This window comes from Streptomyces sp. NBC_00016 (assembly GCF_045040885.1).
Taxonomy (GTDB): Bacteria; Actinomycetota; Actinomycetes; order Streptomycetales; family Streptomycetaceae; genus Streptomyces; species Streptomyces coriariae.
The window spans coordinates 4684918-4703642 of sequence record NZ_CP108304.1 but is presented as its reverse complement, the minus strand read 5'-3'; the positions used below and the strand labels follow the sequence as shown (position 1 = coordinate 4703642).

The 18725-nt window shown below is 71.4% G+C and carries 16 protein-coding genes; 9 read left to right on the top strand and 7 right to left on the bottom strand.

Going from position 1 to position 18725, the window contains the following annotated elements:
• Positions 1–31 precede the first annotated feature (31 nt).
• The 3 genes from OG933_RS20775 to OG933_RS20765 all read right to left on the bottom strand — a co-directional run bounded on the left by OG933_RS20775 (position 32) and on the right by OG933_RS20765 (position 4877).
• Positions 32–2545 (bottom strand): glycosyltransferase, encoded by a 2514-nt coding sequence (locus OG933_RS20775; RefSeq protein WP_405628361.1) that lies wholly within the window; start codon positions 2543–2545, stop codon positions 32–34.
• Positions 2542–3243, bottom strand: coding sequence for a GntR family transcriptional regulator (locus OG933_RS20770; RefSeq protein WP_383471049.1), 702 nt, complete (start codon positions 3241–3243; stop codon positions 2542–2544). The genes OG933_RS20775 and OG933_RS20770 overlap by 4 nt, the downstream gene beginning before the upstream one ends.
• A gap of 278 nt (positions 3244–3521) precedes the next feature.
• Positions 3522–4877, bottom strand: coding sequence for an aspartate aminotransferase family protein (locus OG933_RS20765; protein WP_362522319.1), 1356 nt, complete (start codon positions 4875–4877; stop codon positions 3522–3524).
• 180 nt (positions 4878–5057) lie between these two features.
• Here OG933_RS20765 and OG933_RS20760 point away from each other — a divergent pair, with 180 nt between their 5' ends.
• The 4 genes from OG933_RS20760 (at position 5058) to OG933_RS20745 (ending at position 9753) form a co-directional block, all read left to right on the top strand.
• The gene (locus OG933_RS20760) at positions 5058–5666 is read left to right on the top strand and encodes a type 1 glutamine amidotransferase family protein (protein WP_362522321.1); all 609 of its coding nucleotides are present in this window, start codon (positions 5058–5060) and stop codon (positions 5664–5666) included.
• Complete coding sequence (locus OG933_RS20755) at positions 5663–6130, top strand: MarR family winged helix-turn-helix transcriptional regulator (RefSeq protein ID WP_405628357.1); 468 nt, start codon at positions 5663–5665, stop codon at positions 6128–6130. Before OG933_RS20760 ends, OG933_RS20755 begins: the two co-directional genes overlap by 4 nt.
• A 93-nt stretch (positions 6131–6223) precedes the next feature.
• Entirely contained in the window at positions 6224–8128 is a 1905-nt protein-coding gene (locus tag OG933_RS20750; protein WP_405628356.1) for a protein kinase domain-containing protein, read from the top strand.
• 101 nt (positions 8129–8229) lie between these two features.
• Positions 8230–9753: a substrate-binding domain-containing protein gene (locus tag OG933_RS20745; RefSeq protein ID WP_405628353.1), complete on the top strand. Its 1524-nt coding sequence runs from the start codon at positions 8230–8232 to the stop codon at positions 9751–9753.
• A gap of 49 nt (positions 9754–9802) precedes the next feature.
• Here OG933_RS20745 and OG933_RS20740 read toward each other — a convergent pair whose 3' ends face one another.
• Entirely contained in the window at positions 9803–10537 is a 735-nt protein-coding gene (locus OG933_RS20740; RefSeq protein WP_405633454.1) for an SLATT domain-containing protein, read from the bottom strand.
• Between the two features lie 319 nt (positions 10538–10856).
• Here OG933_RS20740 and OG933_RS20735 point away from each other — a divergent pair, with 319 nt between their 5' ends.
• The 3 genes from OG933_RS20735 to OG933_RS20725 all read left to right on the top strand — a co-directional run bounded on the left by OG933_RS20735 (position 10857) and on the right by OG933_RS20725 (position 12538).
• Positions 10857–11201 (top strand): YbaB/EbfC family nucleoid-associated protein, encoded by a 345-nt coding sequence (locus OG933_RS20735; RefSeq protein WP_028806749.1) that lies wholly within the window; start codon positions 10857–10859, stop codon positions 11199–11201.
• A gap of 79 nt (positions 11202–11280) precedes the next feature.
• A complete protein-coding gene (gene recR / locus OG933_RS20730; RefSeq protein ID WP_020129225.1) occupies positions 11281–11880 on the top strand; it encodes a recombination mediator RecR in 600 nt (199 codons plus the stop codon).
• Positions 11873–12538 (top strand): DUF5063 domain-containing protein, encoded by a 666-nt coding sequence (locus tag OG933_RS20725; RefSeq protein WP_267019167.1) that lies wholly within the window; start codon positions 11873–11875, stop codon positions 12536–12538. The genes recR and OG933_RS20725 overlap by 8 nt, the downstream gene beginning before the upstream one ends.
• Before the next feature lie 15 nt (positions 12539–12553).
• On the opposite strand, the gene OG933_RS20720 is transcribed toward OG933_RS20725, so the two are convergent.
• Positions 12554–16969: a hypothetical protein gene (locus OG933_RS20720; RefSeq protein ID WP_405628348.1), complete on the bottom strand. Its 4416-nt coding sequence runs from the start codon at positions 16967–16969 to the stop codon at positions 12554–12556.
• A gap of 186 nt (positions 16970–17155) precedes the next feature.
• On the opposite strand from OG933_RS20720, the gene OG933_RS20715 reads away from it, so the two are divergent.
• Positions 17156–17326: a hypothetical protein gene (locus tag OG933_RS20715; protein ID WP_267019165.1), complete on the top strand. Its 171-nt coding sequence runs from the start codon at positions 17156–17158 to the stop codon at positions 17324–17326.
• 156 nt (positions 17327–17482) lie between these two features.
• On the opposite strand, the gene OG933_RS20710 is transcribed toward OG933_RS20715, so the two are convergent.
• A complete protein-coding gene (locus OG933_RS20710; protein ID WP_405628346.1) occupies positions 17483–17647 on the bottom strand; it encodes a hypothetical protein in 165 nt (54 codons plus the stop codon).
• The gene (locus OG933_RS20705) at positions 17638–18369 is read right to left on the bottom strand and encodes a TSUP family transporter (RefSeq protein WP_405628343.1); all 732 of its coding nucleotides are present in this window, start codon (positions 18367–18369) and stop codon (positions 17638–17640) included. The genes OG933_RS20710 and OG933_RS20705 overlap by 10 nt, the downstream gene beginning before the upstream one ends.
• Positions 18370–18482: 113 nt before the next feature.
• On the opposite strand from OG933_RS20705, the gene OG933_RS20700 reads away from it, so the two are divergent.
• The gene (locus OG933_RS20700; protein WP_054241848.1) at positions 18483–18671 is read left to right on the top strand and encodes a hypothetical protein; all 189 of its coding nucleotides are present in this window, start codon (positions 18483–18485) and stop codon (positions 18669–18671) included.
• Positions 18672–18725: the final 54 nt, after the last annotated feature.

The window sequence follows — 18725 nt, the reverse complement described above, 5'->3', positions numbered from 1 at the left end:
GGTCAGGGAAGACTAGTCGGTGCGACCCGCATCAGCTCCCCCTGTGCAGATCCCATACCCACACTCCGGCCACCCGCCTACCCGGCCGGCCGACCAGCTTCTCCACCGTCTCACGCAGCCGGTCCTCGTGCGGTTGCGGGGCCAGCACCAGCGCGCCCGCCCGCCAGTACGCGAGGTCCTCGCGGGTCTCGGCCCGGGCCCGGGCGTCGATCACCGGGACGACGCCCGTGTAGCGCACGTCCCGCAGCAGACTCGCCGTGAAGCGCAGCGGGACGCCGTAGACGCCGGTGCGGTCGCCGTCGCCGTACGGTCCGTTGAAGTAGCCGCCGGGCATCCGGAAGCCGAGGCCGGCCGCCGTCTGCCAGTGCAGCGCCTCGGCGTCCTCGGGTTCGGCGAGCGGCACCGGGACCAGACTCTCGTCGCCCCGGACGTAGGTCTTCCAGGTGCCGTCGGTGAAGAAGGCGGGCACCTCGGCGCGCGGCTCGGATTTCAGCGGGGCGGGGACGAGGGGGAGCAGGGCGAGGCAGACGGCGAGCAGTCCGGCGTACTGCGTGCCCAGCCGGCGGGCCTGGGCGAGGCGGTCGACCGCCAGGGCGAGCAGCATGCCCAGCGGCGGGGCGCAGACCAGCGCCACCCGGCTCTCGATGACCGAATCGAAGAGCGGCAGGCCCGCCGGCGCGGCCCAGGGGCCGGGGACCGTGGTGTCGGTGAGCGGGAGGGCGATGCGCGAGCCGAGGGACAGCACGGCCGCGGCCGCCGCCGTAGCGGCCAGCGCCTTGACCACCGGCCGCCGCCGCAGCCCCACCGCGATCGCGAACGCGAGCAGCACCAGCGGCCAGCCGTAGAAGGCGTTCTGTTCGGTCGGGTTCAGGGAGAGGGCGTCGGCGCGGTGGGCGTCGCCCGCGATGAGGGAGCGCTCGGCGAAGGAGAGCAGCGCCCGGACGGAGTTGGCGACGCCGGGCGCGGTGCCGTGGTCGATGCCGGTGTAGCTCTGCGGGCCGGAGAACTGCCAGGCCAGCGGGTAGACGACGAGCGGGAGACAGACGGCGGCGGCGACCGCCAGACCGTTCAGCAGGGGCCGTACGGCGTTCCGCGCGACGTCCGGGCGCACGGCCGCGTAGGCGGCCGCGAACAGCAGCATGCCCATCGCGGCGAGCAGCAGCGGCTCCTCGCCGAGGAAGAACTGGTAGGCCGCCATCAGGCCGAGGACGACGGCGTTCCGGGTGACCTGTTCACCGGCCGTGAGCCGCAGCGCGCGGTCGATGATCGGCGGGATCATGAACAGCACGACGAAGTTCGGGTGCGCGTTGGCGTGGCTGATCATGGGCGGCGCGAACGTGGCCAGCGCGGCTCCGGCGAAGGCGGCCGCCCGCTGGCGGACGAGCCGTTTCACGATCAGCCGGTACCAGGCGACGGCCGTCGCGGCCAGGCCCAGTGTCATCACCAGGCTCAGCGTGACGGCCGGGCCGAACAGCAGCGTGACGGGCGTGAGCGGGACGGACAGGCCCAGCATCGTGGTGTTGGCCATCAGGTTCACGCCGTCCGGGGCGCCCTGGAGGCCGGTGAAGAGGGGATTGCGCAGGTGAGCGATGTTGTCGGCGGTCACCGCGAAGAACCACTCCCACTGGTTCTGGTCCTGGAGGGAGTCGGTGAGATAGCGGTGGGCCGGGTCGAGGAGGCGGCCGGAGTAGAGGGCCACCGCCATCGCGAGGAACAGCAGGACGGCGACGACGTCCGCGGGTCTCGGCACCGGGATCCGGAGCCGGACCAGATCGCGCAGGACCCGGAGGTAGTCCGCCGGACGGACCTTCGAGCCGGGCTGGTGCGACCAGTGCACGGGCACCTCGGCGACGGGCCAGCCGACCCGCTGGAAGTGGCGCAGCACCTCCACGTCGATGGCCCAGCCGTTGAGGCGGGAGGCGGCGAAGGCGGCGCGGGCCTTGTCGCCGTCGAACAGCTTGAAACCGCACTGGGTGTCGCGTGTCCCGCGCAGGGTCGTCCTGCGTATGAGCAGGTTGCCCGCCCGGCCGGCGAGTTCGCGTATCCGGTGCTGGCGGTCGCCGAGGGTCGCGCCGGGTACGGCCCGCGAGCCGATCGCCGCCGCGTTGCCGTCCGCGAGCGCCTTCTCCAGGCGCTCCAGCTCCTCCACGGGAGTGGCGAGATCGGCGTCCATGACCAGTACCTGGCGGCCCCGGCAGGCGGCGACACCGCGGCGCAGGGCGTGGCCCTTGCCCCGGTTGCCGGAGCCCGCGACGAGCTTCACCCGGGGGTCGCGGCGGACGGTGACCAGCTCACGGGTGGCGTCGGTGGAACCGTCGTCGGCGACCAGGATCTCCCAGGTGCGCCAGTGGCTCCCGGTCGCGTCGAGGTAGCGGGTGACGGCGTCCAGGGTGGGGCCGAGCCGGCGCTCCTCGTTGAAGGCGGGGATGACGACGGAGAGTTCTACGGGCGCGGTGCGGTGCGCGGGGGCGGGCGTGCCGGTGGGGGACGTGCCGGTGGGGGACGTGCCGGGGGCGGGCGAGCCGGGGGCGTGCGCCCTGCTCATTCCGCCGCCAGTCGCTCGATCAGGGCGATGGAGTCGTCGTTGTACGCGGCGAGCATCGCCCGGGCGGTGGCGGTGTCGCGGTCGTACAGGGCGTCGACCAGTTCGGTGTGGCCGGACCACAGGTGGCCGCGCAGATCGGTCGGCCGGCGCAGGTGCTGCACCGTGCACACCCAGGACTGGAGCCGCAGCCGGTGCAGGAAGTCGGCGAGATAGGGGTTGCCGAACAGGGCACTCAGCTCGCGCCAGAAGCGCAGGTCGTAGCCGATGAGGACGGTGAGGTCACCGGCGGCCGCGGCCCGCTGCGCCTCCTCGCCGCGGCGGCGCACCCCCGCTATGGCGGCGGCGGTCCGCGGGTCCTCGTAGTTGTGGTGGCGCTGACGGCCCTCGTCCAGGGCGAGGAACATGCCCTCGATGATCAGGCTGCGCGCCTCGATCATGCCCCGGAAGTCCGCGACGGAGTACTCGTGGACCCGGAAGCCCCGGTGCTGGTCGGCCTCCAGGAGGCCCTGCGCGGAGAGGTCGACGAGGGCCTCGCGGACGGGGGTCGCGGAGACGCCGTACTGCTCGGCGATCTCCTTGACGGTGAACTCCTGGCCCGGCTGGAGCCGTCCCCCCAGCACCTCGTCGCGCAACGCGTCGGCGATCTGCTGTCGCAGGGTGCTGCGCGTCACGGCTCCGTTGCCGGTGCTGCCGGGCATGGTCGGGGCGTCTCCATCGTCAGGTGCGGGAAAGCGGCGTGCTCGTCGGTATGTACGAGCACGCCACCTTACGCGTTCGACGAAATCAAGACCTTGGACGATTGTCGCGTCGCAGGGTGCGGGCCGGTGGGGTCCGGTCGCGCAGTTCCCCGCGCCCCCGAGGGGCGCGGCGCCCTGACCGGACTCGTCCGCGTCCGGCCCTCGCGCGGTCCTGTCCGTGTCCCGTCCGGGTTCCTGTCCGTGTCCCGTCCGGGTTCCGGTCCGTGTCCCGTCCGGTTCTAGTCGGTGTACTCGTCGGCCACCGAAAGTGCCGTGTCCAGGGCTGCGAGGCCCTCCTTGATCTCGGACTCGGAGGCGTTGAGCGGCGGCACGAAGTGGGTGCGGTTCATGTTCACGAACGGCCACACGCCGGCCTTCTTGGCGGCCGCGCCGAAGGCGGCCATGGCCGCGTTGGCCTCGCCCGCCGCGTTGTACGGCACGAGCGGCTCGCGGGTCTCGCGGTTCTTCACCAGCTCGAGCGCCCAGAACATGCCGACACCGCGCACCTCGCCGACGCACGCGTGCCGCTCGGCCAGTTCCCGCAGCCCCGGTCCGACGACCGAGGCGCCCAGGTTCTTGGCGTTCTCGACGATGCCCTCCTCCGCCATGACGTTGATCGTCGCGACGGCGGCCGCGCAGGCCAGCGGGTGCCCGGAGTACGTCAGACCGCCCGGGTAGGGCCGCCTGGCGAAGGTCTCCGCGATCGCGCCGGAGATGGCGACCCCGCCGAGCGGCACATATCCGCTGTTCACGCCCTTGGCGAAGGTCATCAGGTCGGGCGTCACGTCGAACAGGTCGGCCGCGAACCACTCACCGGTGCGCCCGAACCCGGCCATGACCTCGTCCAGGACGAAGACGATCCCGTACTGGTCGCAGAGCCGGCGCACCCCGGCGAGATAGCCGGGCGGCGGGACCATGATCCCGGCGGTGCCCGGCACGGTCTCCAGGATGATCGCGGCGATCGTCCCCGGCCCCTCGAAGGCGATCGTCGTCTCCAGGTGCTCGAGCGCCCGCGCGGTCTCCTGCTCCTCCGTCTCCGCGTAGAAGCGGGAGCGGTACAGGTACGGCGCCCAGAAGTGGACGACCCCGGCCGTCGCGCTGTCCGAGGCCCAGCGGCGCGGGTCGCCGGTGAGGTTCACGGCCTGCTGGGTGCCGCCGTGGTACGAGCGGTAGGCGGACAGCACCTTGGCGCGCCCGGTGTGCAGCCGGGCCATGCGCACCGCGTGCTCGACCGCGTCGGCGCCGCCGTTGGTGAAGAAGATCTTGTCCAGGTCGCCGGGGGTCCGCTCGGCGATCAGCCGGGCCGCCTCCGAACGCGCCTCGACGGCGAAGGCGGGCGCGAAGGTGGTCAGGTGTGCGGCCTGCTCCTGGATCGCGGCGACGACCTTCGGGTGCTGATAGCCGATGTTGGCGTAGACGAGCCCGCTGGTGAGGTCGAGGTACCGCTTGCCGTCGTAGTCCCAGAAGTACGACCCCTCGGCGCCGGCCACGGCGAGCGGGTCGATGAGCTCCTGGGCGGACCAGGAGTGGAAGACATGCGCGCGGTCCGCGGCCTTCACGGCGGCGCCGGCCTGGGGGCTGGACTGAGGGGTCATGTCAGTGAGCGTAAATGTCCGCGATGCGGAAGCGGTATCGGCGTCCTGTTCCGTGGAGGGGGCGATTCCGCGACAGGTTGTCGGGCGTGGGGGGAGCCCTTCCGGTGTTGACAGCCTACTGTCGAAGTGACAGTCTGCTGTCATCAAGCTTTACGGGGATCCGCTCACCGAGGAGAAACCATGAGCCACAAGCCGGTGCATCTCGCCGTGTACGACACGCTCGCCGACTGGGAGACGGGGTTCGCGACGGCGTACCTCGCGCGCAACGGGTACGAGATCCGGACCGTCGGCGGGTCGGAGGAGCCGGTGGTCAGCACCGGCGGACTGCGGATCCGGCCCGACCTGGCGCTGGACGCCGTACGGCCCGAGGACAGCTCCCTGCTGATCCTGCCGGGCGCCGACCTCTGGGACACCTCCGACGACCTCGCGCCCTTCGCCCGCACGGCGCGCGCGTTCCTCGACGCCGGGGTGCCCGTCGCCGCGATCTGCGGGGCCACCGCGGGACTCGCCCGCGAGGGGCTGCTGGACGACCGGGACCACACCGGTGCGGTCTCCTTCTACCTGGCGGCGACCGGCTACGCGGGCGGCGACCGGTACGTCGAGGCGGACGCGGTCACCGACTCGAACCTGATCACCGCGGGCCCGACCGAGCCGGTCGCCTTCGCGCGTGAGATCTTCCGGCTGCTCGGCGTGTACGAGGGCGAGGTGCTGGACGCCTGGTACCGGCTGTTCCACGACTCCGACGCGGCGGCGTACGAGGTACTGGAGAAGGCGACGGCCGGCCGGTGAGCCTGGAGCGACAGGATCTGCTCAGCCGCAGCGCCCTCGGGGTGTTCCGGCTGAACGGCCAGTTCCTCGCCGTGGCCGAGGAGCTGGCCGGGCCCGCCGGGCTCACCGCCGCCCGGTGGCAGGTGCTCGGCGCGGTGCTCGGTGACCCGCTGCCCGTGTCCGGCATCGCCCGTGCCATGGGCATCACCCGGCAGAGCGTCCAGCGCGTCGCCGACCTGCTGGTGGAGCACGGCCTCGCCGAGTACCGGCCCAACCCCGCCCACCGGCGCGCCAAGCTGCTCGCGCCCACGGAGGCCGGGCGGGCCGCGGTCGCCCGTATCGATCCCGGGCACGAGGCCCTCGCCGACCGGCTGGCGGAGGCGTTCGGGCAGGCGGAGCTCGCCGAGGCCGTCCATGTACTGGAACGGCTGTCCAAGGTGCTGGACGGCCTGGAGCCCGCCGCGCCCGCTGTTACGCAACCGTAGACACCGCACCGCACTACTCCCCGAACCGCCGGATTATTCTCGGCTGGGTTGCACATGTCTCGATCACACATGTGCGGGAAAGGCGGCGCTGCGATGGAGAAGCTGGGCCAGGGGGACCCGCAGCGCATCGGCGGCTACCGGCTGCTCGCGCGGCTGGGCGCGGGCGGCATGGGGCAGGTCTACCTCGCCCGCTCGGACCGGGGGCGCACGGTCGCCGTGAAGCTGGTCCGGCGGGAGCTCGCGGCGCGCGAGGAGTTCCGGGCGCGGTTCCGGCAGGAGGTGCGCAACGCGCAGCGGGTCGGTGGCTTCTGGACCGCGCCCGTCCTCGACGCCGACACCGAGGCCGCCGTGCCCTGGGTCGCCACCGGCTATGTCGCCGGGCCGAGCCTCCAGCAGGTGGTGAGCCACGACCACGGTCCGCTGCCCGAGCGGTCGGTGCGCATCCTCGCCGCCGGGCTCGCGCACGCGCTGGCGAACATCCACGCGGCCGGGATCGTCCACCGTGACCTAAAGCCGTCGAATGTGATGGTCACCATCGAAGGGCCCCGGGTCATCGACTTCGGTGTCGCGCGGGCGCTGGAGAGCGTGACCGGCGACAGCCGGCTGACCCAGACCGGCGCGGTGATCGGCTCGCCCGGCTTCATGGCCCCCGAGCAGCTGCGCGGCGATCCGGTCACGCCCGCCAGCGACGTCTTCTGCCTCGGCTCGGTCATCACCTACGCCGCGACCGGCACCCTCCCCTTCGGCTCCGCCGACAGCGCGGCACACGCCCTGATGTTCCGCATCGCCGAGGACGAACCCGACCTCGCGGGCGTCCCCGAGGGCATCGCCGACCTGGTCCGCGCCTGTCTGCGCAAGGACCCGGGCGCCCGCCCCTCCCTCGACCGCGTCCTGGAACTCACCGGCGTCGACGACACCGTCTCCGACGGCCGCTCCCGCGACCCCTGGCTGCCCGGTGCCCTCGTGGCGCAGCTCGGCCGTCACGCCGTGCGACTGCTGGAGGTGGAGGACCCGGAGGGCGCGGCCCCGTACCCCGCCGGCCACGGGGCGCGCCCCACCCTCCTCGACCACGCGGCGACCGCCCCCGAGGCCTTCCCGGAACACTCCGGCCCGCGCGGCCACGCGCCCTCGCCGGACCGCCGCCCCACCCTGATCGCGGGCGCCGACGGCATCCCGGCGCAGCCCCGCCCGCCCGGCGGACAGGCCGCCCCGGCCCACCCGGTGTACGGCTATCCCCAGCAGCATCCGCAGCAGGCCCAGGCCGCCTACGGTCACCCGCAGCAGCCGTCGGCCGCCTGGTCCGCGGCGCCGGGCGGGGCGGCGTACAACCCGTATGCGGACGGCACCGCGGGCCCCGGCGCCGCTCCCGCGCACGACCCGTACGGGCCGGCCGTCCCCGCCGACCCCGCCGGCCCGCCTGAGCCGCCGCGCCGCAGCGGCCGGACGACCGCCGTGCTCGTCGCCGTCGCCCTGGTGGTCGCGATGGCCGCGGGTGGCTCGGTGTACGCGTTCATGAACGGTGACGACGATGCCGCCGCGAACGCGGCGCCCACCACGTCCGGCGGCTCGGCGTCCTCCTCCGCGAAGGCCTCGGAGCTGCCCGCGCAGGACTCGTCGCCGTCCCCTTCCGCGTCCCCCTCCGCGTCCTCGGCGAACGGAGTGGTCCCGGCGGCCTACCTCGGCACCTGGACGACCACGATCGAGAACGAGAGCGGCACGAACACGCGCCGGCTGACCCTCGCCCAGGGCAAGGTGGGCGACGCGGTGCTCGCCCTCGTCGCCGACGGGGACGGCTACCACTGCGAGTTCAGCGCCGCCCTCTCCGAACGACCGGGCGGTGAAGGCCCGTTGAAGATAGGCCCGTCCAAGGTCACCACCGGTGAACCCCTCTCCTCGTGCAGCCCGGGCGCCGCCTCCGAGGTCACCCTGCTCGCCGACGGCACGCTGCGCCGGGTGAACACCGGCACCGGGGAGAAGCTGACCTACACCCGGCGGTGAACGTCGCGCGAACGTCGGGCGACCGGTCCGGAATGTCCCGTCGGACAGACGTACGGTGACCGCCTACGAGCCGGTCGGCGGGAGTGGCGGGGGCGCCCACAGTGGAGTGGCTGAACGCGGAGAACGTGGTGGCCGTGGGGACGGCCTTCGTCGGTATCGTCGCGTCCGGGATCATGGTCTGGTACGAGCGCCGGGTGCCGCGTCGCAAGCGGGTCGGCTACCGCGTGCAGATGGACAACCCGATCGGCGACGACGTCAGATCCGGCCGCCCCAACCGCCGGCTCGGCCTCTTCGACGAGGCCCCCGGCATGTCGGACGCGACGCTCGTCCTGCTGCGCATCGAGAACGACGGCTCGCAGGGCATCGCCCGTGACGACTACACGGGCCCCGAACGCCACGGTCTGACCGCCGTCTTCACCGACCGCACCATCCGCGGGGTGTCGGTGACCCAGCCGACCGACACCGACCACCTCATGGACCATTTCACTGCGGACCGGGGCTTCGGCTACGAGGACAACACCCTGCGCATCCCGCGCGTCCCGCTCAACCCACGCGAGCACTTCAAGCTGCTCGTGCTGCTGTCGGGCGGCGATGTCGGCCGCGGGATACGGCTCTACGGCGGGCTGCGCGACGGCGAGGTGCACCCCAACCGCAGCGCGACCCCGGACGACACCCCGCCGCTGTTCAGCCGGGCCGCCCGGCTGATCTCCATCCTGCTCACGGTCTGTGTGGTCACCCTCGCGACGATCGTCGTCGTCCGGGACGCCCCGCCCCCGGTCGGCTGCGAGCGCGGCACGCTCACGGTCACCGGCTCGACCGCGTTCGCGCCGGTGGTCCGGGAGGTGGCGGCCAAGTACGAGCGCGACTGCGAGGGGTCGTCGATCACCGTGGACCCGCACGGTTCGACGGCCGGGATCCGTGAACTCGCCGCCGCCGCCGCGGCGGGCAGGAAGGGCTCGCCGTCGGTCGTCGCCCTCTCCGACGGCCCCAAGCCCGCCGGGCTCGACGAACTGCGCGAGAACCGGGTCGCCGTGTCCGTGTTCGCGCTGGTCGTCCACGACGACGTCACGCTGAAGAACCTCTCCACGGCTGACGTGCGGCGGCTGTACCTGGGGCAGATCACCAACTGGGACGAGGTCGGCGGGCCGGACCTGCCGGTGGTCCTGGTCAGCAGGGACGCCAACTCCGGGACCCGGCAGGTGTTCCAGCGGCGGGTGCTGGGCCGCGGCGAGATCGCGAACTCGTCCGTCGACTGTGTCCACAAGGACGACCCGACGGCCCCCGTCATCCGCTGCGAACTCGACTCCACCGACCAGGTGCTGTCCACGGTCGCCGCCACCCCCGGCGCGATCGGCTACAGCGAGCTCAACCTGGCCGAACGCGCGAAGGGCCTGCACCCGCTCGACCTGGGCGGCGACCCGCCCTCCGTGGACGCCATCGAACACGGCACGAGCGACTACCCGTACCGCGAGATCGAGTACGCCTACACCTACGGCCGCCCCCCGGCCGACTCCCTGGCCTCGAGCTTCCTGACCTACCTCACCCGAGGCAACGGCCAGGACGTGATCCGCACCCACGGCCACCTACCGTGCTGGACCCCGGAGGGCATGCGCCTGTGCCGATGAAGAGGGAAGGGGCGGCGGGGGCGAGAGGAGACGCGGCGAAGCCGCCCTCTCACCGAGGCTCGGGCGGCCGCTGCCGCGGCATGTTCGGCCGCGCGTTCGCCCCCGGCGGCATCGGAAACCGCCCGTACCCCCCGCCCACGTCCGCCCGCCCGCCGGAGGCGACCGCCCCCTGGATCCCCATGGGCGCCGGCCCGGTCCGGAACTCGACCATCCAGTCCGCCGTCTCCGTACGCACCAGCTCCGAGACGTCCTCCGAGAACCGGCGCAGCACCGCCAGGCATCGCTCCGCGGCCTCGCTCGCCGTACCCTCCGCCGGGCCCAGCACCTCCCGGACGCTCTCCGAGGCCCAGTCGAACTGGAGCACCTGGAGCCGGCGCTGCACGGCCTGCGCCGTGGCCACGTCCCTTATCCAGCCGGACGTCACCCCGAAGAACCGGTCCACCGCCACACACGCCACCGCGAGCAGCAACGCCAGATACCCCCAGGCAGCGGCACCGCCCAGGACCCGGGCGAGGTCCAGCAACGGCAGCGCGGCCGCGCACACCGCCCCCGCCGCCGCCCCGGTGCGCAAGCCCCGGGCGCCCCGCCGCTTCCACACCCGGTCCGCGAGGTACCAGGCGGCGGTCTCCAGCGCCCCGCGCTCCACCCACCGGTACAGCTCGTCCAGCCGCTCGGCTGGCTCACCCCAGTCCCCGAGCGGGAACGTCCGCCCGGCCAGGTCGCCCGGCCGCAGCCCGGCCGCGCCCTCACTCCGCCCGTCCTGAGGCGGACCCTCGGGCTGCATCTCCGGCTGCTGACCCACCCGGCACTCCCTACTGATCCCGGCCGATGGAACCCGACCGATCCCGACCGCTCACGTTGCGTGACACCCGTGACGCCTGATGCTGCTGCGCCGGACCTTTCCTACCTCCCAATGGGTGGCGAAGAGGAAGGTTTCATCTCTTTTACGCCCGGAAGTGGGCCTTGATCAGGTATAGGCCTCACACCTGACTCACTCGAAAGAGTGCTGGGGCGACACCCGCACAGACCACGTAGGCTCGTGCCGAGCGGGAAATAACCCGCCCGAAGGCACGCCCGACAGTCGTAGGACACAGGAGCTGATCGTGATTCCCGGTGGTGGCCAGCCCAATATGCAGCAGCTGCTCCAGCAGGCCCAGAAGATGCAGCAGGACCTGGCCCGTGCCCAGGAGGAGCTGGCGAACACGGAGGTCGACGGACAGGCGGGCGGCGGCCTGGTGCAGGCCACCGTGACCGGCTCCGGCGAGCTTCGCGCCCTGCGGATCGACCCGAAGGCGGTGGACCCGGACGACACCGAGACCCTCGCCGACCTGGTCGTCGCGGCCGTCCACGCGGCCAACGAGAACGCCCAGACGCTCCAGCAGCAGAAGCTCGGTCCGCTGGCCCAGGGCCTGGGCGGCGGCAGCGGCATCCCGGGACTGCCTTTCTAGGACCGGTCCGCCTTTCTAAGACCGGCCTCGGCCAACTACCGTACGTACCGCAAGGAACCCCAGGAAGGACGGCAGTCCGTTGTACGAAGGCGTGGTCCAGGACCTCATCGACGAACTGGGGCGACTGCCCGGCGTCGGTCCCAAGAGCGCGCAGCGGATCGCCTTCCACATCCTCCAGGCGGAGCCGACGGACGTACGGCGGCTCGCGCAGTGCCTGATGGAGGTCAAGGCGAAGGTCCGCTTCTGCGCGACCTGCGGCAACGTGGCGCAGGAGGAGCTCTGCGGCATCTGCCGCGACCCGCGCCGCGACCCGAGCGTCATCTGCGTCGTCGAGGAACCGAAGGACGTCGTGGCGGTCGAGCGCACGCGTGAGTTCCGCGGCAAGTACCACGTCCTGGGCGGCGCGATCAGCCCCATCGAAGGTGTCGGTCCCGACGACCTGCGTATACGAGAACTTCTCGCGCGGTTGGCCGACGGGACGGTCACGGAGCTGATCCTGGCCACCGACCCGAACCTGGAGGGCGAGGCGACGGCCACGTACCTCGCCCGCATGATCAAGCCCATGGGCCTGAAGGTCACCCGCCTGGCCAGCGGCCTCCCGGTGGGTGGCGACCTGGAATACGCGGACGAGGTGACCCTCGGTCGCGCCTTCGAGGGGAGACGACTCCTAGATGTCTGACGCCACGCTGCACGCGACCGACCACAACCCGGACGATTTCGTGGTCCAGATCGCGGATCAGGTCGAGAGCTTCCTGGTAGCCGTCACAGAGGTCGCGAAGGGCGACGAGCCGGGCCTGGCGGTCCCCTTCCTCCTCCTGGAGGTCTCCCAGCTGCTGCTGGCCGGCGGCCGCCTCGGCGCCCACGAGGACATCGTCCCCGACGAGCGCTACGAGCCCGACCCGGGCTTCGAGCCGGACGCCGACGAACTCCGCGAGAACCTCGCCCGCCTCCTGGAGCCGGTCGACGTCTACTCGGAGGTCTTCGACCCCTACGAGCCCCGCAAGGCGCCCGTCCCGGCCCGGATCTCCGACGACCTCGCCGACGTCATCGCCGACCTGCGCCACGGCATGGTCCACTACCGGGCGGGCCGCACCACGGAGGCCCTGTGGTGGTGGCAGTTCTCCTACTTCTCCAACTGGGGCTCCACCGCCTCGGCAACCCTGCGCGCCCTGCACTCGGTCCTCGCCCACATCCGCCTGGACCAGCCCCTCGAGGAACTGAACGGCCTCGACACCGACCAGTCCCCCCTGGGCGACGAGACCCTCGAGTTCGAGGCGGGCCGGGTCATGGAGGAGGAGATCGGGGCCCCGCTGCGCCTGGGCCAGGCACAGGAGTAGCCCTCGTAGCCCTCCTTATGGCTCTGACTTCATGACCAGACCGGGAACCAGCGGGAGAGCGGCTCGGACGGTGTCCCGAACGCGGTCGAGATCGACATCCAGGCGTTCGAGGCGCTCGACGAGTTCCGGGGCGGGCAGGTCGGATGCGAGGGCGATCCGGAGGAAGTCGGTGAGCGGCGACTGAAGGCTGAAGCGGGCGGCGATCTGCGAGTCGTATCCGCCTCGACGTGACGGCCGAAAGAGCTGGTGGTCGGTCTCGTCCAGCAGCTCCAGCCGATCGTGAAGGACCTGGAAACCGTACGTGGCCAGCCATGTGGCAAGGTTCCGCGGTTCTGTGGACAGCTGCGACGCGACGGACAGCAGGTAGTGCAGTGGCACCGGGCGGCCCAGATCGGGCAGATCATCGTCGTCGTGCATCCCTCGATCACGGAAGGAAAAGCTGATCCTGTAGGCGTCGCCCTCTCCGTACCCGGCCGGAAACGACGTGTCCGGCGGGACCAGACCGTAGGCACGCAGTCGGGATACCACCGCGGTTGGCGAGGTGCCGGTTTCGAGCGATGCTCGCACCACGTGCCTCAGGGAGACCGGGTCGCCCTCGTCGAACCAGGGCATGAGTTCGTCGAGGTCGACACTGAGGATCGTCGGGTCCGTGGGTTCCGGCCATGGGGGAAGCTTCGTGGGTGTCTCGAACCCCAGCGCCCTGAAGGAGCGGGCCGCCTCCTCGGGAGAGGTCTGCCGGTGGGCGGCGATGCGGACCAGAAGCCCCGGAGGGATCCTTTCGGTGGCGCAGATCATCTCCCAGTCGCGGTGGCTCAGGCCCCATTCCTCGCCTTCTTCGAGGACGTCCAGTGGCAACCGTTCGGCAACGGCGGCGGACTCCACGTGGAATCCATGAGCACGCAGCTCTTGCGCCAGGTCGGCCACCGGTCGCTGGAGCGCGATGGCGGTGTCGAAGAGGGGGCCGACCGGGACGGACGGCGTGGGGGACGACACACCTCGGCCGAGCAGGGATCGACTGAACAGACGAATCGTGCTCTCGTCGGGCTCGTCCGCCATGGCACTCGATCCGTGAACATCGAAGCCGAATGATTCCAGGCACCGGATCGCGATGCCGGTGCGGACCCCGAGGCTGGCGTAGGCCCGGTAGAGGTGTACGGGCGAGACCGGCTCATCAGGGTCGAGCCAGGGAAGCTGGCCGTCCAGGTCGTGGCTGAGCAGGCGCATCACCAGCTCGTCCGAGGCCGAGGCCGACGGGATCGATGCCGGTACGCGAAACCGGAACGCCCTCAGTCTCTGGGCGGCTTCCTCGGTGGAGATGCCGAACCCGAAGTGGGCTTGGAGCAGGTGCCCCGGAGGAACAGTGCTGTCGGTGGGGAGGAAGTTGGAACCTCCCGCAGCACCGCGCAGGTCGTGGCTGACGAGGGCGAGATTGATCTCGTCCGTGACCGGGTCGCCGTCGGGCGGCTCCGGAGCCGGCAGGCCGAGTTTCGCCATGCGGGACAGGACCTCCCCGTACGAGAGCCCGCTCACACTGGCTACGAAGAGTCCGTGCCCAGGAGCCGTCATCTCGTGAGCGTCATCATCCAGGGAAGGCCAGTCGCGGCTTTCCCAACCATCCGGGCCGGCTGTCCGTGCCACGTAGTCGGAAGGGCGCGCGGGGAGCACCCGCTCGACCCGGTTCAGCTCCGGCACGATCTCGGTCAGCATGCCCAGCAGGGGATTGGGCCGATGGGCGAGCAGTCTCCAGAGCCGGGTCGGTGCGTCGATGGAACTCTGGAAGTGACTGGTTGCTTCGAATGCGGAGACGTCGGGGAGAGCGATGTCCTCGTCGGCCGGAAAGAACCCGGTGACGGACATGGCAGAGACAGAGCCGCCCACCTCCAGTTCGTACTTCGCCGCCCCGGCCGCCTCCGTGACGATATCGGCCAGTCGAAGGCTCTCGTTGGCGACCTCGCCCAGCCACCCATGGGTCAGCAGCGGTGTCGGTGCGGAGAGGAGAGTGGGCAGCGCGCCCCTGATCAACTGCTCCACATGCAGGCAGAGATCCTCGTCCAGGATCTCCGTACGGTCCACGGAGAGGTCCTGGGGCCGGGTCGCTCCGGTGAGGTTCACCACGACGCCTCGCAGTCGGCCCGGCCCGGCCAGGATGCCCCGGCGGACCCTGGGCTCGGCATGGATGCCGTCGACCAGGATGCCTCCGCCGTTCTCGCACCAGACCACCTGGCCGTCCTCGCCCCGTGGCCCGGCGGACCAGGACACATGACGACCGTGGGCTTCGAAGCCGTTGGACTCGACACCCATGGGTTCCCGGGGGCGCATGGCTCCGGGATCCCATCGCACGGGCTCTCCGCCGTGCCGGGCGGTGGTCGTGAACTCCGCGATACCCAGGAACCGGCGTAGCTGCCGAACACAGGAGGGCGCCGAGCCACCGTCCCGCAGATACAGCCGGACCGTCGTTCCGGTCGTCCCCGGCCCGTCGGTGGGACGTACCCGGAAGTAGTGACCCGGCCCGGTGATGAGGACGGTGAGCTCCCGTAACCGGCCGTTCACCCGGTCCATATGACAGGTGGTCACCCGCACCTCGTCGGCCAGCATGAAGTAACTGAGCACGCCGATACCGAACCGGCTGTTGGGATGCAGCGTGACCCCGCTGCTCTGCCACTCCTGCTGTTCCTCCTCGTAACGGGGAAGGTCCGTGAAGCGGATACCGGCCTGGGAGAAGACCTCGGAGAGTGTCAGCTCGTCCATGCCGACGCCGTTGTCCCGGCACTCCAGGTAGTGGCGGCCCTCCTTCTCGTCGAATCCCTGGACGAACTCGATCCGCCCCTCGTACGAGCTGTAGGGATCGGCGGCCCGGGAGCGGGTCCGCCGGTAGCGGCAGGCGTCCAGGGCGTTCTGGTAGAGCTCGCGGATCGCGAGGGAACGATCGCGGTAGAGGTTCTCGCCCATGAGGAGCTCCTGGACGCGCTCTTCGTCGAGGCGGAACCGGATGATCCCCTCGACCGGCACCGGCGCACCGCTGTCGTCGACCTCGCGCACCTCGTCGGCCCAGGTGAACAGTGGCAGATCACCGAACTCGGGCGAACCCGAACGCCGCACGACCCGCAGCAGTGACTCCAGGTGCTGTATGTGCTCGGTGAGAGCGGCTACGACGGCGGGATGGTCACAGGCGGCACGGAGCGCGATGCCGTCCTGCCGGGGCGGCCAGGACGCCTTGTTCAGCGTGCTCAGGAGCGAGCCCGGAGTGAGGGCCTCCGGGATGCCGACGTGTCGCACGATGACCGAGGACAGGCCTGTGACCTCGATCGCCATGGACTGGGCGACGACGAACAGCGGCCCGACCAGCCGCTCACGCACGTCCTGGAAGTCCCGGCCATGGAAGTCGAGCTGGAAGGCGTCCGCCCGAAGATGCTCGGGGCGCGCGGAGTCGAAGAGTTCCGGAGGGCTCGACTGTGTGCAGTGCAGGAGTCTGGACAGGAGGTCGGGGTCGAGAACGACTCCGAGCTCGTCAAGGTCGTCGGCTCGCGTCCGCACTGCCGACAGCAGGTCTCCCAGCCGCCCCGGTTGCCGCTTCGCCCACTGGTGGAACAGCCACCAGCCGATCAGCGGCCGCCCGTCGTCGCCACGGTCGTTCAGGTCGCCCAACCCGGCGCGCCGGACCAATCGTTGATGCCCGCGCAGCAGCCTCTCGTACATGCGCCGGTCGCCGTCCGGCTCGGACCGGTGTCCGAGATCCGTCGGCTCGACGTGGGAAAGCTCGGCCGCCGTGCGCGAACGGTGAGCCTGGTGGAGAAAAGGGAGCAACGTGATCACCGCGGCCTCGGCGGGGGTGAGGAGGTTCTCCCTGTCACGCCAGAGGAGAAGGACGAGTTGATTGGTCCGGCCGCAGATCCGCCGGGCCAGATGCTCCTCGTGCCAGGGGTCGCCGGCGAGCTCGTGGCGTGCTTCCTCGTACAACTCCTCCAGCAGATCGGCGACTTGCTCGGCTTGCTTCTTGAGTGGGTCGGCGGGCGTCTTCAGGAGCCGCCACACGGGGGAGTCGGCGACCTCCTTACGCCAGCCCCGTCCAAGGGCCGAGCTGCGCGAGGGGGCGGTGGGCGGGTCCGCCGGCCGCCGCCGCTCGCTGCGTCGCGTCCGTTCCTGCTCCGCCAACTGCCTCCAGCGCTCCCGGGGGAGGAAGCGCGGCGGCGGCTGGTCGCGCCGGCGCTCCAACGCCATGCGCTGAAGCACGTCCAGGAAGAGTTCGAGTTCCTTGTCGTCACGGGGGACCCTGCGCACCGCGATCCAGTCGGCGACTGTGCTTTCGCCCCGCACCTGCACGTCCTGTTGCCGAACGCGCAGCATTGCCGCACGCACGGCGGTCTTTCCGGGTTCCCCAGCCGACCTCAGGAGCGTGGTCAGCGCCTTCTGGTAGTTCAAGGGTTCCGTCATGGCTCCCCGCACCCGTTCCCGTCCCCCGAGTCGGGCGACTCGGTCGACTCGCAAAGTCCCAAGGTAGCGCTCTGACCTGCGCGGTAACCGGGGATCAGGCAGATTGCCCGGCGCAGTGACACCTCCGCTCCCGGCATCGTCGTCCGTGTCATCGTCCACGTCGCACAACGCCTCGAAGGAGTTGCCATGGACCCGGTGGTCGCTGCCGCCGTGTGTACGGTCCTCACCCTGCTGATCGTCGCCGCAGCCGCCGTTCTCGTCGTCCGCTCCGCCCTCCACGGCACCGAGTCGAAGGACCGGGCCGGGATCCTGGGGGCCGTCGCCGAGGTGGTCCGGGCGGTGCGGGGGAAGCGCTGACTCCACGCGTACGCGGCTGTCTGCGCAGGTCGGCCCGGGGCTTGAGCCTCGGGCCCCGAGCTCTTTCCACGGGTTCTGGGTTGGGGAAATCCGGACCAACCAACCAAGCGGGAAGGTGAGTTGAAGAGCCGAACTCGAACGAGTGACGTTGCGTGATCAATGGGATACGGAAAGCGTGCTGCCGCTGACGAAGACCCGCACGCCGACGCGGACTTCGCACACCTGAGTCCCCGTGACCGCGAGATCGCCGTCTTCGTCGATCACCTCGAAGCGGGTCACGCGATGGGGTACAAGGCGATCGCCGCCGTCGTTCACCACCACCCCCACACGCCCTTGCCCATTGCCGTCATCCCGCCCGCCAGGGCCAGGCCCAGTACCAGCAGTCGGGCCCGGTTCTCCGGTAGCCGTCCCGCGAGACCCCTGCCGATCAGTGCGCCCGTGGTCATCGCGACGGCAACCGACGTCCACTGGGGGCCGCTCAGCTGCGGGAGGCCGTTCGCCGCGACCGAGAAGGCGTTGACGACGACGCTGTAGAACTGCGCGTTCGGGATGAACTCCCGTACCGTCCAGCCCGCGTTGACGGCGTACAGGGAGACGGGCGGGCCGCCGACGCCCGCCGCCGAGTTCATGAAGCCGCCCGCCGCGCCGGCCACGACCGCGCCCCGGACGCCGCGCAGTGCGGGGATGCGGACGCCCCGCATGACCAGCAGGACCGCGACCGTCACCAGCCCGCCCATGACCGACAGCAGGGCGGGTTCGGGGAGGCGGCGGGTCAGCCAGGTCCCCGCCGGGACCGTGCACGCGGCGGCCACGCACAGCGGGACCATCGAGGCCGGGCGCACCCGGCGCCAGCCGCCCGCCAGGCCCACGACGCTGATCGCGCCCGCCGCGCAGTTCGCCAGGACGACCCCCTGGGCCGGGCCGAGCAGCAGCACCAGCGCGGGGACGGCGACCAGGGCGAAGCCCATCCCGGTCAGCCACTGCACACAGGAGCCCAGCAGCACGATCCCCGCCAGCAGTGCCTCACTCGTCCCGCTCGTCATGGTGTACCTGCCTACACCATGCCTTCGGGAGTGCGCTCCCTCGTTCCCGCAGGCCCGGGACGGGATCGTTGATCTCGCAAGCGAAACCGGCTCCCGCTCAAGGAAGGCCTGTCATGAAGGCTCTGCTCTCCTCCCGTCCCGTCCTGTGGTTCCTCTTCCTCTTCAACCTCGCCGTCGCCGCCGTCGCCCCCTTCGTGGTCGATGGGTCGCAGGGCGTGATGACGGCCGTCGGGATGGGCGTCGTGTCGCTCGGGGCCGGTGTCAGCCTGGTCCGGGACCGGGGCCGGAAGACCGCCTCCTGAGAATTGGCCGGGTGTTGGACGTCCCCTGTACGCGGGCTGCACGGGCGCTAACCG